Annotated in this window: 9 protein-coding genes and 1 pseudogene; 7 read left to right on the top strand and 3 right to left on the bottom strand. The window is 44.5% G+C overall.

From position 1 onward, the window contains the following. Nucleotides 1–101: 101 nt before the first annotated feature. Complete coding sequence (locus G622_RS0119000; protein ID WP_026509922.1) at nt 102–1,361, bottom strand: IS110 family transposase; 1,260 nt, start codon at nt 1,359–1,361, stop codon at nt 102–104. A gap of 388 nt (nt 1,362–1,749) precedes the next feature. Between G622_RS0119000 and G622_RS0119005 the strand changes: the two genes are divergently transcribed. Both G622_RS0119005 and G622_RS0119010 read left to right on the top strand, forming a co-directional pair. After that, nucleotides 1,750–3,294, top strand: a complete 1,545-nt coding sequence (locus G622_RS0119005; RefSeq protein ID WP_242833029.1) for an NAD-dependent epimerase/dehydratase family protein — start codon at nt 1,750–1,752, stop codon at nt 3,292–3,294. A 50-nt stretch (nt 3,295–3,344) separates the two neighbouring features. Beyond that, entirely contained in the window at nt 3,345–4,820 is a 1,476-nt protein-coding gene (locus tag G622_RS0119010; RefSeq protein ID WP_026511982.1) for an MFS transporter, read from the top strand. A gap of 24 nt (nt 4,821–4,844) precedes the next feature. Here the strand turns inward: G622_RS0119010 and G622_RS23780 are convergent, their stop codons facing one another. Next, nucleotides 4,845–6,038, bottom strand: coding sequence for a helix-turn-helix domain-containing protein (locus G622_RS23780; RefSeq protein WP_049945969.1), 1,194 nt, complete (start codon nt 6,036–6,038; stop codon nt 4,845–4,847). A gap of 121 nt (nt 6,039–6,159) precedes the next feature. Here G622_RS23780 and G622_RS0119020 point away from each other — a divergent pair, with 121 nt between their 5' ends. Genes G622_RS0119020 through G622_RS25990 form a run of 5 tightly spaced genes read left to right on the top strand, consistent with a single transcriptional unit; the run spans nt 6,160 to nt 15,564 of the window. Then, entirely contained in the window at nt 6,160–7,566 is a 1,407-nt protein-coding gene (locus G622_RS0119020) for an MFS transporter (RefSeq protein ID WP_026511983.1), read from the top strand. Between the two features lie 60 nt (nt 7,567–7,626). Continuing rightward, nucleotides 7,627–10,056, top strand: a complete 2,430-nt coding sequence (locus tag G622_RS0119025; RefSeq protein ID WP_026511984.1) for a glycoside hydrolase family 3 protein — start codon at nt 7,627–7,629, stop codon at nt 10,054–10,056. Nucleotides 10,057–10,081: 25 nt separating this feature from the next. Then, complete coding sequence (locus tag G622_RS23785) at nt 10,082–12,856, top strand: alpha-L-rhamnosidase (protein ID WP_044958141.1); 2,775 nt, start codon at nt 10,082–10,084, stop codon at nt 12,854–12,856. Next, nucleotides 12,853–15,390, top strand: a complete 2,538-nt coding sequence (locus tag G622_RS0119035) for a family 78 glycoside hydrolase catalytic domain (RefSeq protein WP_026511985.1) — start codon at nt 12,853–12,855, stop codon at nt 15,388–15,390. The genes G622_RS23785 and G622_RS0119035 overlap by 4 nt, the downstream gene beginning before the upstream one ends. Then, nucleotides 15,391–15,564 carry a hypothetical protein gene (locus G622_RS25990; RefSeq protein WP_155831554.1) on the top strand — a complete coding sequence of 58 codons (174 nt, stop codon included), beginning with the start codon at nt 15,391–15,393 and terminating at the stop codon, nt 15,562–15,564. It begins immediately after the preceding gene. Nucleotides 15,565–15,597: 33 nt separating this feature from the next. On the opposite strand, the pseudogene G622_RS0119045 reads toward G622_RS25990, so the two are convergent. Beyond that, nucleotides 15,598–15,854 (bottom strand): annotated as a pseudogene (locus G622_RS0119045) (IS630 family transposase); the annotation flags it as partial.

The raw sequence follows: 15,854 nt of genomic DNA on the forward strand, positions 1-15,854 counted from the left end.
ATAAGTTTGAAACAGAGAGGTAGCGGATAGGAATAAAGTTTAGGGCATGATAAATAAACCACCTGGAGGTAGTCGAAAAATTAAATATTTGGGGCAAAGATCTACGATGTCACTTCTGCAAGATCATCTTTGATGATAAAACCTCTGGACTTCAATAGATTAAGAGCCTGAGCAGTTGTAAGAGTTTTCTTTTCTTCAACGGACTTCTGAATAAAATAACCATCAGGAGTATAGGGCTTAAGATCTGTGAGTATGTGCCAGATAGCGGTCAGGAGCATACGACAGATTGCAATGATGGCTTTCTTGTGACCACGATGTGATTTGATACGGCGATAACGTTCTGTAATTTCGGGATGCTTCTTGGATTTGATCAAAGCATTTGCAACTTGCACCAATACAGGTTTAAGATAAATACCAGCACGGGAAATCCTAGTGGATTTGATTTTGAAATTGCTTTGGTCATTGCGTGGACAGCATCCAGCCCAGGAAACAAGGTGCTTGTCTGTGGGGAAGACAGACATATCGCCACCTATTTCTGAAAGTATCTGTATTGCCGTGAATGGATTTTTATCCAACCCCGGAACTGTACGAATTAGGGCAAGAGCATCGTTGTAAGGATCAGAAACACGAAAGATTTCCCGTTCTATTTCATTCTTGTGTTTCTCTAACTCATCTATGTGATCCAGACATTGACGAAGCTTGATTGCTTGCTCCTTACAGATAGCGCCATCAACGGCAGCCTGGATTTCCTCAATTGGATGCTTACATCGCCTGTCAACAAAAGGAGTAACATCGAAACATTCCCCGGGATGCTTAAGAATATATTCAGTTATGGATCTGGAAGATTTGCCAAAAACATCAGTGAACACTTCATCAAGCTTAAGATTTGATACTGTGAGACAATTAAGGGCACGATTCTTTTCGCCTGTGATCATACAGATAAGCTTGAAACGGTATCTCACAAGATCTCTAAGATGACGAATGTCAGCTGGCGGAATGAAGGAAGGCTTGATCATGTCACACATAAATAAGTCACATATCCATTTTGCATCCTTACGATCGGTTTTATTACCTTTTTGGGGCTTTGTATATTTGGGATGGGCAAGTACGACATTACAAGACTTTTCAAGGATATTAAAAACGGGTATCCAGTACTTGCCAGTAGATTCCATGCAGACATCAACACAATGATACTTGGCCAGCCATTCAGCAAGTTCACGCAGTCCTCTTGAGAAGGACGAGAACCTTTTTTCAAAATACTCAGTGCGGCCATTTGCATCGGTAATACCAATGCATGCATAGATCCAGGTTTTGTGGACATCAAGTCCACAGCAGTTCTTTCGAAAGATTTTAAATGCCAATAGATAACCTCCTGTCACATTTTATAGTTGTAAAGCTGACAGTGACTGGTCATCCGGCGAAATCGAGACAACTTCGGAAGAGATAAGTTTACGGGCTACGGTATGCGCCATTCGTTGATGCCTTTACAGATGACCGACAACATATAATCATGCGAGGTGGCCGCTATACCGCCCCGCCACTCACCTCCACGTGTTCTGTAGTATGTCAGCCTTACGAATAAAGAATATAACAGGAAACTTTAAAATAGAAAACAGGGAAAGACGCTGGGTTTCATAACCCCGTTGGTGTCTTTCGCAGAAAGACAGTTAATAATCATGAAAATGAAAAAATCATGAAAATGAAAAAGGTTAATGGATCATTCTGGATTTGAGAAAAGAGGTATAGATCATGAGCAATGAAATGAAAAATAAGAAAAGACCTGTGGTTTTTATGACAGGAGCAGGCGGAGGAATGGGCTCTGAGAGCTTTAAGCAGATGCTCCCGGATATAGGAAAAAAATATGACCTTATAGTTTTTGACAGGGATAAAGAAAAAAATCATGACTTTTTTGACCCTTATAAGGGAACAAAGGGACTAACAATAGTATATGGGGATCTGCTTAATAAAGACGATGTGGAAAAGTGCGTTGAAATGTCGGACATGGTTCTTCATATAGCAGCATTGGTTTCACCTCAGGCAGATTACCATCCTGACAAAGCCATGAAGACAAATTATGGATCGGTAGTGAACCTTACAGAGGCTATTAAAAAATGTGGTAAGAAAGACACCTATAAGTTTGTTTATATCGGAACAGTAGCAGAAACAGGAGACCGCATGCCACCCATTCACTGGGGAAGAGTCGGAGACCCAATAAAGCCCAGCGTGTTTGACTATTATGCGGTATCTAAGATTGCAGCAGAGCGCCATGTTATCGAGAGCGGGCTTAAGTATTGGGTATCTCTTCGTCAGACAGGTATCATGGGACCTGCCATGGCAAAGATCAGAGACGCCATCCAGTTCCACAACTGCATTTATAACGTACTTGAATATGCTTCAGACAGAGACAGTGGAAGAGCAATGAGAAATCTTGTAGCCTTTGATGCTGATGGAAGTCTTGATGAAAGTTTCTGGGGACACATCTATAACATCGGTGGCGGAGAGAGCTGTCGTGTCAGCACACTTGATATGTACAAAGCTATGTATGGGGAGTTGGGATTTAAGAGCCTTGACCCGGTAATTGATCCCAAGATGTATGCCACAAGAAACTTTCACGGTCAGTATTATCTGGATTCAGGTAAGCTCGAGAATTATTTACACTTCAGAAGTGACTCCATGCAATACTTCTATGACGCATATCTTAAGGAACTTGGCGGAGCAAAGACTGCAGGAAAGATCATCACCAAGTTCCCTGGCGGACAAAAGCTCATGGGCACCATCATCAAAGGTACCTTCAAGGAACTCCTCGATACAGAGCATGGCACCAAGCACTGGCTTGATAACAATATGAAAGATCACATCGATGCTTACTGGGGAAGCAAAAAGGCCTGGGAAGCACTTCCTGAAAAGGTCAGTGAGATGGAAGAGTTTACCGACTGGGATAAGGTGGTCCACATCGACCATGGCTATGATGAGAGTAAGCCTGAATCAGAGCTGACGCTGGAAGATATGAAAGGTGCTGCAAAGTTCAGGGGCGGTACCTGCGACTCTACAGAAATGAAGACCGGAGATTGGAAGACTCCTCTTGAGTTTACCTGCCAGTTCGGGCATCACTTCAAAGGAAGCCCAAGACTGATCCTTGAGGGCGGACACTGGTGCGACGAGTGCGAGAGAAAGTCCTGGAACTATGGAATGAGAGCTAGGAAGGACAAGTTCTTTGCTCAGGTTTGGAATCCTCTTCATGATGAGGACGAGATCCGCGAGTATCCAAAGACAGTAAGCGAGTTGGAGGTATGAGGGGAAAGTAATTTCTGCTAGAATACAATAACAAGTTGGGAGAAGAACGGGTGGTTACAAGGATTAACAGGATTTTTGAAAAGCCTCTTTTATCCTCCAGGATAAAGAGTGAAGATACTACAGGAAGCGAGCGGATACTGGGATATCTGCTGGCTCCTTCAGGCGCGCTACTTTTAAACGGCATTCTGGCAACCTATTTGAATGTCTTTTACACGGATGTTCTGAAGCTGACAACTGTCTTGGGAGGTGTTTTCCTGGCAGTTTTTCCGATCATATCAAGGGTGCTGAGTGCATTTATAAATCTGTTTATCGGAAGGGCCATAGACAGAACCCGGACAAAGGAAGGCAAGGCGAGACCATGGCTTCTTTTGTCGGCGCCATTGATACTGATAAGCGGATTACTGCTATGCATAGTTCCAAGCAGTAATCAGACAATTCAGATAGCATGGGTGATCTTTACATTTAACCTATATTACGGTCTGGCATTTAATCTTTTTAATATGAGTCACAGTCTGATGGTTCCCCTGTCAACGCGAAATATTAAACAGAGAGGGAGCCTTTCTGTGCTGAATAACGTGGCTTCAACCATGATGACGGGTATCCTGGGAGCGCTCTTTTTCCCGGCTGTTATCCTGCCTGTGATCGGAGTAAATCAAAAGCTCTGGCTTATTACCATTTCAGCCTTATCAATTCTGGCATTCCCGCTCATTATCATGGAGTATTACTTTACAAGGGAACGCATTACGCTGGAGGATTCGAGGAACACAAAGAAAGAGGCAGTGGGCAGCAAAAAGCAGCTGAAAGCAATCTTTTCGGACAAGTACAGTATTCTGATCTTTGCATACTTTACGATTAATCTTATAGCAGCGCAGCTTAAGAACACTTCGCTTGTCTATTATTGCAACAACGTTCTGGGAGCCTACAATGATGGCTATACACAGACGCTGGTTTCGGTTGTAGGTGGGCTTCCGATGGGAATAGGGCTGTTTGCCGTCTGGCCGATTGCAAATAAGTTTGGAAAAAAAAATACGACGGTTTTAGGATTCATCCTTCTCTCAATAGGAAGTATTATCTGTTTTATAGCGCCAAAGAGCCTTCCGATCGTTCTTGGAGGACAGTTCATAAAGAATATTGGCGCACTGCCTTCAGCTTATGTTTTTATGGCTCTTTTTGCTGATGTGCTTGATCACCTTGAGTGGAAGAATGGCTTTAGATGTGATGGAATGGCTATGTCGGTATATTCTATCATCACTACGATTTCAGCCGGGATTGCTACAGGAGTCTTTAACTTGGGCCTGAGCACTACAGGATATGTGGCGCCTTCCTTTGATGCTGTTACGGGAATGACTACTTCTGTTATTCAGAATGCCGCGACCCAGAATGTGATTACATTTTTCTTTGTGGGTCTTGAGGCCATAACAGGAATAATCTGTGCACTGCTCCTCGTCGGCCTGAACGTTGAAAGAGATATACATAAGGAGCAGGAGGAGATCCTTTTAAGAAAAGCTGCAGAATCATGTTGCTAAGAGTCAGGTCAGTAAGGTGACTGCTTAGGATATGCTCTTTCTATACTCCTTGGGTGTCATCCCATATTTCTTTTTAAAAACATTCTGGAAATAACTCTGGGAAGAAAAACACAGATATTCACTGATCTCACTTATGGAGCGATCAGAGTAGTGGAGGAGGCTTCTGGCTTCCTCCAGTTTTTTTCTCATGATAAAAGAGCTGATGTTAAAGCCCAATTCTCTCTTGAATTTCTTGGAGAGGGTGCTTCGCTCCATGCCAAGGTGATCAGCAATCTCTTCTACAGAGATGTCCTGATTGACGTGATTGGAGATATATTCGATGGCCCTGTAGATATCAATGGGCATTCCGGAAGGAATCTTTGCTTCCGAAACTCTCTTGGTAAAGTCCATAGCTGCCGTGGCATTAAGGAATGTGATGGCCGCAGAATCCGTAATCTTTTCCGCCTCCTGGATATAGGAGTCGGAGAGAAGATACGCTGTTTCCACATCCAGTCCGCCTTCAACAGCTTTTCTGGTGATGATGGCGATGGAGCTGATAAAGATGTTCTTGGCCTGGCGCAGTGAGTCACCCGCCACTTTTCCTTCAGTTATCCTTGGCGCATTTTTGAAGAATGCTTTGAGGCCTTCCACGTCACCTCGCTGAATGTATCCGTAGTATTCCTTCTCAAAGAGATACGTATTGTGGAAACGCTCATTTTCCTTGATATCCACAAGTTCTCTTGTATGCTTTCGACCGATAGCTTTCTCTTTTCCCTGATCAAATACGTTGAACTTGGAGATAATGTCTATGGTCTCGCCATTCAGTTCCCTGTTGATCAGGGCAAGGATATTGAAAAACTGAGAGTTTGAAAACAGAGGAGTCTTGAGATAGAACTCCTCTATTCCCAGCTTGTATTCCACAGGCAGAGAGTACTCTTTTATCATGTGATCGATGATGTCAGAGGTTATTGTGACATTGCTTACAGGTCCTACGATTATGGTTTCGCCGGTGTTAAAGTTCTGTATTATTCCTAAAAAGAGAAAGTCTTCTGTGGATCTGAAACTGACATTCTCGTTACTTTCTGTAAGAAGCCCCTTATATGCAGAGATAAAGTCCACCGGCAGCTCATTTGCAGGGAATGCCATAATAAGCTCGTCTTTCCTGAAGTAGTGGACAGGAATATATGCCGCGTTGTATAGAAGATTTAGGAAGTCTTCGATTTTTCTTTTTCCAGCCATTATAATTCACCTAATTACAAATAAATTCACGTGCATGCAATAATATTATCTACAGATACACTACAATGTCAATAAAGAAAGAGATGCACTGTGTGTGATATTTAGAGGAGGATACAAAGAAATGGCAAAGAAACCACTTGGACTCGATAAATCCGGTGTCCAGAAAGTAATGAGAAAGGGAGATTATTTTGCGGACTCTTTGGGACAGTTCGCCCTTAATTCAATATCAGGTCTTGTCGGACAGCTGACATACTTCTACACAGATAAGGCTGCGATGGCTGCGGGAGCTGTTGCAACAGTGTTCTTTATCTGTAAGATCATTGACGCGTTCACAGATGTGATCATGGGAAACATCGTTGACCATACTAAGCCCGGAAAAGAGAAATACAGACCATGGCTTTTAAAGATGGCTATTCCGGCTCTGGTAATACTAATCATGCTCTTTACGGTGCCACAGGGTGTTTCGGATTATGTTAAGATAGCTTATATGTTCGTTACGAACATCCTTTTAACTGCAGTTATCTATACAGCAATCGCTATTCCATACGGTTCGCTTCTGGTTGTGAGGACAAACAGCCAGGAAGAGCGAGGCAACATGGGAATCTGGCGTGCAGCAGCCGGCTATGTTTCGGGAATGGTAATTGCTATCGGAATCATTCCTATCACTAACATGCTTGGCGGTGATCAGGCAGCCTGGATCAAGTTTGGGGTTGGCTTTGGACTGATGGTAGTTCTTGCACTTCTTATCTGTTACAAGAAGGCAAGAGAGTGCGCTGTTGAGACCGGAAAAGAAGCACTTCCTGCAGATCAGCAGGATGATGAAGATCCGGTTCCGTTTAAGGAAGCTTTAGGAAACCTTTTCCGCAATAAGTACTGGGTAATGATCCTTATCATGGGTGTTATGTCAAATATCTCTTATGGTATAAGCGGAACTTCAGGAGCTTATTATTGCAAGCTTATCTACGGCGACGACAACCTGACCGGTATTCTCGGTGCAGTTGGTCTTTTGCCTACACTGATCGGATTTATCGCTGTTGGTCCTATGATCAAGAAGCTTGGCGTAACCAGAACGCTTAAGGTTTCATTCTTTATCGGCATGGTTACTACAGCACTTCGTATCATAAATCCATCAGCCTTCTGGTACAACACAATCCTTGGATGCTTTGCAACATTTGCTAACATCCCTATGATGTGCCTTATGGGTGTTATGACTGCCATGACAATCGATTACAATGAGTATAAATTCGGTAAGAAGATGGTTGGTACAAGTAATGCAGCAAGTGGATTTGGCGGAAAAGTCGGTTCCGGTCTCGGGGCGTCACTTGTAGGCTGGTGCCTGGCAGTTGCAAGCTACGATGGCCTTGCAGAGGTTACTACACCTGCAGTAAGACAGGCAGTATATACCTTTGGTATCTACATTCCACTTTTACTGTTTGTGGTAATGTTCATTCTTACTCTTTACTTTGACCTTGAGGCTAAGCTTCCTTCAATGAGAGAAGAGATCGCGAAAAGAAAAGCTAATAAGTGATACGGAAATTTGAGGCGGTGAAATTCCGCCTCAAAAACCATTTATGGAAGAGGTGTAAATATGCAGCAGTATGAAAATGATCATTTAAATCTGGTACTGGATAACGCAGCCGAGTGCACTGTGCTTCTTAAAAAGAACGGGAAATTTCCCTTAGAGAAGCCTTGCAAAATAGCAGCCTACGGCTCAGGTATGCGCTATACGATCATGGGTGGCACCGGGTCAGGAGAAGTCAACACCAGATTTTCATATACGATTGAAAAAGGTTTGGAAAAAGAGGGCTTTGAGATCACCACAAAGAAGTGGCTTGATGAGTATGACGAGGTGAGGAAAACCGCCAAGAAAGAGTACTATAAGACTCTTAAGAAGGAAGCCAAAAAGAAGCATGAAAACCCCATCATGTATCTAATGGGAAAAGAGCTTTTGGAGCCCTGCCACGGACTGGCTCTTGATGCTGAAGGCGGTGATGTGTGCATCTATGTTCTTTCAAGAAATTCCGGAGAGGGGAGCGACAGGAAGGTCGTAGAAGGCGATGTAAAACTCACAAGATCAGAAGTGAGGGACATCATTGCTTTAAATAAGAAATATGACAGATTCATGCTGGTTCTTAATGTTGGAGGACCGGTGGATCTAACACCGGTTATGGAAGTTGGAAACATTCTCATTTTGTCACAGCTTTGCTCTGACATGGGAAAAGTGCTCTCCGACATTCTTACAGGCAAACAGAATCCTTCAGGGAAGCTCTCCACAACCTGGGCAGCTTTTGAGGAGTACTCAGCTGAGGGCACATTTGGCGATTTCAATGACAATGAATACAAAGAAGGCATTTACGTGGGATACAGGTATTTTGATACCTTTGGGCATAAGGCTCTTTTCCCGTTTGGCTTTGGACTTTCTTATACAGACTTTGATATCAGCTTTAAGGACGCAGAGGCGAAAGGCAGCGTAGTAACCCTCAAAGCTGTTGTAAAGAATACAGGATCTGCCGCAGGAAAAGAGGTTGTTCAGGCCTATGTGACACTCCCAGAAGGGGAACTTCCCAAGGCATATCAGGAACTGGCAGGCTTTGCAAAAACAGGTCTTCTTGCACCGGGTAAAGAGGAAGAGATTGTGATTTCTTTTGACCTTAAAGAACTTTCTTCTTATGACGAGAAGAGCGCCTCATACATTCTTGAAAAGGGTGAATATATCGTAAGAGTCGGAAACAGCAGCGCAAATACTGAGGTCATATGTGTGGCCGGCCTTGATGAGAAAGTTACTGTTCTTAAGACAAAGAATTGCCTTGGCGATCCTGGATTTAAAGATATTACAGCGCCTTCCTTTGACAGGGGGAATGTTCCTGCTAAGGCTAAGAGAATCCTTATTGATGCAAAAGACTTCTCCTGCGGCGAAGTTTCTTTTGACAGGAAATATGAGATTGATGATAAGGTAAAAGAACTTTCGGATGAGGAACTGTGTTTTTTGGAAATCGGTGGATTTGACCCAAATGCCAAGGGCCTTTCAATAATCGGGAATGCTGCAACTCATGTGGCAGGAGCAGCAGGTGAGACTACTTCTTTGCTTGAAAACAAAGGCATTAAGCCACTTATCATGGCCGATGGACCTGCGGGACTCAGGCTTTCCCTTGAGTACTACGAGGATGAAAAGGGTGCTCACGGTGTAGGCGGAGCAGGGATGATCCCCGAGAGCATGCAGGAAGCCATGGGCCCGGTGGCCAGATTCATAGCAAATCTTTTAACCGGCGGAAACAAAACCCCAAAGGGAGTAACTATAAAGGAACACGCTGCAACCAGGATACCCATCGGCACCGCCATCGCACAGAGCTTCAATGTGGAGCTTGCTGAGAGCCTGGGCGATATTGTCGGAGATGAGATGGAGCGTATGGGAATCAATCTGTGGCTTGCTCCTGCACTCAACATCCACAGGAGCATCCTTTGCGGAAGGAACTTTGAGTATTATTCAGAGGATCCGCTTGTATCGGGACTTATGGCAGCGGCCATCACCAGAGGAGTTCAAAGGCACAAGGGCTGTGGCACAACCATCAAGCATTACGCAGCCAACAACGCTGAGACTAACCGTTACTGCAACAACTCCCATGTGAGTGAGAGAGCTATGCGAGAGATATATCTCCGCGGTTTTGGAATCTGTGTAAGGCTTTCACAGCCTCACGCTTTGATGACCAGTTATAACCTCTTAAATGGCACACATACAGCCGAGCACAGAGGGTTAATAGAAGATATTCTTCGCTGTGAGTTCGGCTTTGATGGAATAGTTATGACCGACTGGGTGATGAGCATGATGGACAGCAAGAACTCCATCTACAGAAACTCATTGTCAAATGAAGTGGCAAAGGCCGGTGGTGACCTGTTTATGCCCGGTGGCAAGAAGGACTATGAGAATGTTTTAAATGCGCTTAAAGCCGGAACTCTTGACAGAAAGCAGCTTGAGATAAACGCCTCAAGAGTTATAAAGATGGCTGCGAAACTGGCCTGACTTCCCAAGTGAGAGGAATAATAAAATGAATTTATATGACCTTAGAATAGAATATGACAAAGCTCCTTTCGGACTTTCAGTAAAAAATCCAAGGTTTTCCTGGAAACTTAAGTCCGGCAGGACCGATACCATGCAGAAGAACTATCGCATTGTTGTCACTGAATCTGATAGCGGAAACACTGTCTGGGACAGCAAGTTGATAGAGTCAGATGCATCAATACATGTGGAGTATGCGGGAGATGCTCTTTTAGATGAGACGGCATACAGTGTTCACGTGGAAGCCTGCGACAATCATGATGAAAAAAGCGAGATTGAAGGCGGTTTCGTTACCGGTATATTTGACCCTGCAAGCTTTCAGGCGCGCATGATCACCCACGACTTGTCAGAGGATAACAAGAGCTGTCCTGTGTTCTACAGTTCTTTTGCTACCAGGAAAAAGGTTAAAAGAGCTGTTGCCTACGTCACAAGCTACGGCGTTTATGAGATGAGCGTAAACGGAAAGACTGCAGGAGACCTGAGAATGGCTCCCGGGTGGACCAGCTACAAAAACAGGCTTCAGTATCAGATCTATGATATTACTGAGCTTATTGATAAAAGAAACTTCGTTGAGATCACAGTTGGAAACGGATGGTATAAGGGCATCCTTGGATTCATTCTAAAGCCCAATAATTATGGTGACAGGGTTGCTGCTTTTGCTGAGATTCACGTTTTCTATGAGGATGGAAGCTGCGACAAAATCTTTACTGATGAGAACTGGGGCGTAAGAGAAGGGCAGATTCTATCAAGTGAGATCTATATGGGAGAGTCGGTAGATACCACAAAAGCTGATTTTGCAGAGGGTAAGGTATCAGTAACGGAGTTCGATCCAAAGACCCTTGTTGCCCAGGAAAATGAGCCTGTCAGGGTAACAAAGAGGCTTAAACCCGTAAAGATATTTACAGATCCCGAAGGCAATAAGCTTGTGGATTTCGGGCAAAACCTTACAGGTGTTGTTGAGCTTAATATAAAGGGCAAAAAAGGGCAGAAGGTAACAGTTAAGCATGCTGAGACCCTGGATAAGAACGGAGTCTTTTATCCTGAAACTTTGCGAAAAGCCGTGTCCATAGATGCGTTTGTGCTTAATGGAGAGAGGCAGGTTCTTTCACCTAAATTCACTTTCCATGGCTTCAGGTATGCGAAGATCGAAGGCATTGAGGATCTCACAGAGGACATGTTCACAGCTCTGGTGATCCACTCTGATATGGAAGAGATCGGAGATTTTGAGTGCTCAAATAAGAAGGTCAATCAGCTCTATAGCAATGTGACCTGGAGCTTTAGGGATAACTTCCTTGATGTTCCGACAGATTGCCCTCAGAGGGACGAAAGGCTCGGCTGGATGGGAGATGCCCAGTTTTTTTGCTGGACTGCTTCAGAGATCAGAAACACAGCCAGGTTCTACAGCAAATGGATGAAGGATATTGGTGCCGAGTCATCTCTTGAAAAGGGTGTGCCTCATGTGGTTCCGGATATACTGGGCTCCTACAGTTCGTCAGCCTGGTCGGATGCAGCTGTTATCATTCCATGGGCTGTTTATCAGACTTATGGCGATACAAGGATTCTTTCAGATTCCTGGCAGTGCATGCATGAATGGGTTGATCATATAAGGAATCACTGCGGCGATAACGTCCTTTGGCAGACCGGCTTTCAGTACGGTGACTGGCTTGCGCTGGATAAGGAGGAGATGGCTGACAGGACCGGTGCGACAGACAAGTATCTTATAGCAAATGCTTACTATCTGTATGTGACCGATATTGTGAGAAAGACAGCCAAAGTTCTCGGACATTCCGATGCCGAAAAGAGCTACTCTAAGCTTTATGAAAAGACCCTTGAAGCTTTCAGGAGTGAGTATTATACCTCGACAGGACGTATCGTAAGTGAGACACAGACCGGGGCAGTGATATCTCTTTTCTTCGGACTGGCAAGAGAAAAGGACAGAAAGCGAATCCTTGATGCTTTGGTTGAAAATATAGCTGCACACAAGAATCACCTGGTGACAGGTTTTGTAGGAACTCCATACCTTTGCCATGTGCTTTCCGAGAACGGTGCTCATGATCTGGCAACAGTTCTTTTCATGCGTGAGGACTATCCTTCATGGCTCTATGCCGTAAATAAGGGGGCAACAACGATTTGGGAGAGATGGAATTCCATCACACCGGAGGGTGACTTTGATGTGTCCGGAATGAACTCTCTTAATCACTATGCCTATGGTTCGATCGCAGACTGGATGTTCAGGAAGATAAGTGGAATCGAGCAGCTTGAGCCCGGATACAAGAGATTCAGGGTAAAGCCGATGCTGGTGAAGGGCATTTATTCTTTCGACAGGTCTTTTGAAACCATGTACGGAACCATAGAGAGTCATGTGAGCTGCAAAGATAGAAGGATAAAGGTTAAGGTTGTTGTTCCGGTTAATACTACGGCTGAGTTGACCCTTCCTGAGCAGACTGAGACTAAGGTGCTTGGTTCCGGAACCTATGAGTTCGACTATGCTACTGATACGGATCTGACTGTGGAGAGATACAGCATGGAGAGCACTCTTGGCGAGATATTGCAGAATCAGCTTGCAAAGGACATGTTTGAACAGTTTGCTCCGGGAATGCTGGATAATCCGATGATCGGATATGCCATGGGCATGACTCTTACGGAGATGCTGGTTCAGGCTCCTGAAGCAAAACCTATGTATGAAGCCGTAATAGCAGCTCTTAATGTGCAGGAAAAAGCAAATAACCAGGGCGCGGCTTTTGATGGAGATATAAGAAAATGAAGGCAATCAGACTACGAACAGAATATCTTGTTAATCCCCTGGGGATTGATGTACAGCACCCAAGACTTATGTGGAACTGTGAGGGCGGCGTTAAGCAGAGCGCCTATCAGATCGTCACTGATAACTGGGACAGCGGGAAGGTTGAAACATCTTCTATGCACGCGTTTTATCCAAAAGAGCTTGCAGACAGGGAGAGGGTTAATTGGAAGATCAGGCTCTTTGATGAAAACGGCGTTGCGGGAGAGTGGAGCGAGAGCTTTTTTGAGATGGGAATATCATCCTGGGAAGCTAAATGGATTACCGGGGATTATAAGGTCAACAGGAATGATAGATATCCGGTGGATCTGTTCAGAAAAGAATTTAAGGTTGAAAGCCCCGTTGAAAAAGCAAGGCTCTATATTACTGCCTGCGGAACCTATGAAGCAAGGATCGGCGGTGAAAAGACCGGGAATTTCTACATGGCTCCGGGACATACCGATTACAGAAGGCGTGTTCAGTACCAGACCATAGACGTGACGGGGCTTTTAAAGACCGGCAAAAACGAGATTACTTTGCAGCTGGCAGATGGCTGGTATCGCGGAAGCTGTGGTGCCTGGGGACTTAAGAACCAGTACGGCATAAGGACCAAGATACTGGCACAGCTTGAGGTGACCTATAAAGATGGTATAAAGAACGTGATCGTAACAGATGATAGCTGGGACTGGTGCAACGACGGTACGATCCGTTTTGCAGACAACAAGGATGGAGAAGTGGTGGAGGCTTTCAGGGTTCCGCTGTTCAGAGGAAAGGCCAAAGTCACGAAGCACAGTGTTCGTCCAACTGCCTCAAACAACGTCCCGGTTACAGAGCATGAACGTTTTAAGCCTACGCTAATTACGACGCCCGCAAGGAAGAAGGTTCTTGACTTCGGACAGAATATTGCCGGAATAATCTCTTTTAACCTGAATGCGAAAGCAGGACAGAGAGTACTTCTCAAGTTCGGGGAAATGCTTGATTCGGATGGAGAGTTCACCCAGGAAAACATCCAGCTTAAGAAAAAGAACGGATATACTACGCCATTACAGCAGGTGGAGTACTTCTGCAAAGACGGAGTTAATGAATATAAGACAACCTTTGCGGTTTTTGGATTCAGGTATGCCCTTGTGGAGACTGAAGCGGAGTTTAAGGCTGAGGATTTTACGGCTATCGCAGTGTACTCGGATATGGAGCAGACAGGATTTTTTGAGAGTTCCGATGAACTTTTGAATAACCTTTTTGAAGCCACGGTGTGGTCAGCAAAAGGTAATCATTTGGATATCCCTACAGACTGTCCAACCCGTGAGAGACATGGATGGACAGGAGATGCACAGATCTTCTTTGAGACTGCAGCATACATGTTTGACTTTGCTGCATTTTCAAATAAGTACTTGCATGATGTATATGATCTGCAGTCCGGTAATGGTAAGCTTCCCCAGATAGCACCTGCAGGAGGTGTTGACAAATACATGAACGCCATGAATGGATCAGTTGGCTGGTCTGATGTGGGAATTCTGATCCCCTACAGATTCTGGAAGATGTTTGGGGATGAGTCCATGATCAGGGAGTTCTATGACCGCATGGCAAGGTATGCCAGATTCATGGAAAAGAGATGTGGAAAGAGCTCAAAGATTTTTGGAGAAAAGATAAAACTTTCAGAAGAGAATGCGAAGTACCTGGTAAATGCAGGCCAGAGTTATGGTGAATGGGCTGAGCCTGAGGATGTCTGCGCCTTTAAGTGGCAGGATTTTGTAGCTCCACATCCTGAAGTGTCAACTGCTTACACTGCTTATGTGCTTGGGCTTATGGCTGAAATTGCTGATGAACTGGGGCATGGCAGCGACGCTGAGGAATTTCGCTCATATTCAGAAGGATGCAGGAACGCTTATCAGGAGCTGGTTTCCGGCGGTAAGTACACTCTGGATTCTGACAGACAGGCCCAGCTTGTAAGACCGCTGGCGCTTGGTCTTCTTAATGATAAACAAAAGGAATATGCAAGGAAGAGACTGATCAAAGCTCTGGAGAATTATGGATGGAGACTGGGAACAGGCTTTTTGTCATCACCACTGATCCTGTTTGTACTTGCTGAGTATGATATTGATTCAGCCTATAAGCTCCTAGAGAACAAGGAGATTCCCGGATGGCTCTCCATGCCAAAAAATGGCGCTACGACAATCTGGGAGAACTGGTCAGGACCATTCAACACTCAGGGAGCAGGTCTCGGATCTTTGAACCATTACTCCAAAGGTGCTGTCTGCGAGTGGCTCTTTAAGTCCATGTGTGGAATAAATGTTGATGGTGAAAACCGCTTTGTAATCTCACCAAGACCCGGAGGAAGTTTCACATTTGCCAAGGCTTCATATAACAGCGTCTTTGGTAAGGTGGAGAGTGAATGGGAAAAGAAGGATGGTAAGGTAGCATACAATGTTGTTATCCCCGCCAATTGCGAGGCTAAGATCATTCTCCCCGGGGGAACAGAATTAACAGCCGGACCCGGAGAGCATTTTTTTGAGGAATGAGTGGCATGTAAAAAGGGCTTGTTTGATAAGGATGTCTATAAAGGGAAAGGCAATGGAATAGGATATTTGCCTGAGTTTGATACAGTTGCTTGCGAGATAAGGGAGGGCTTAAAGGAAAGCCGTATGGTTCCTCTTAAGGCTACATCTGACGTCATGCATATCCTAGTGTACTGACATGTTGACAATTAATCAAAGTCGCTCCCTGCCTTAAAGGACAGGGTACAGCGATTTGAGTTTGATTCTTGCATCAGATGTTTTGAATTGCCAATCTACAGTTGCTTTATTTGAATTACGCTCATCTTCCCAAGTGCTGAGTTCTTTTATAAGCAAATCAATATTTGATATCCGTCGTGATAGGCACTGCCTTGTCATAACATTGAGTTCTATTTCGGCAATATCAAGCCAACTTCCATGCTTGGGAGTATAGTGTATCTCTAACTTTTTTAATATCCTGCGAGCTTCTG

Origin of the sequence: Butyrivibrio sp. LC3010 (genome assembly GCF_000424385.1) — a bacterium.
In the GTDB taxonomy this organism is placed as follows: domain Bacteria; phylum Bacillota; class Clostridia; order Lachnospirales; family Lachnospiraceae; genus Butyrivibrio.

Coding starts and splice junctions, on each gene's coding strand:
- G622_RS0119035 (WP_026511985.1), top strand. CDS start 12,853: ATGAAGGCAATCAGACTACGAACAGAATATCTTGTTAATCCCCTGGGG.
- G622_RS23785 (WP_044958141.1), top strand. CDS start 10,082: ATGAATTTATATGACCTTAGAATAGAATATGACAAAGCTCCTTTCGGA.
- G622_RS0119025 (WP_026511984.1), top strand. CDS start 7,627: ATGCAGCAGTATGAAAATGATCATTTAAATCTGGTACTGGATAACGCA.
- G622_RS23780 (WP_049945969.1), bottom strand. CDS start 6,038: ATGGCTGGAAAAAGAAAAATCGAAGACTTCCTAAATCTTCTATACAAC.
- G622_RS0119020 (WP_026511983.1), top strand. CDS start 6,160: ATGGCAAAGAAACCACTTGGACTCGATAAATCCGGTGTCCAGAAAGTA.
- G622_RS0119005 (WP_242833029.1), top strand. CDS start 1,750: ATGAGCAATGAAATGAAAAATAAGAAAAGACCTGTGGTTTTTATGACA.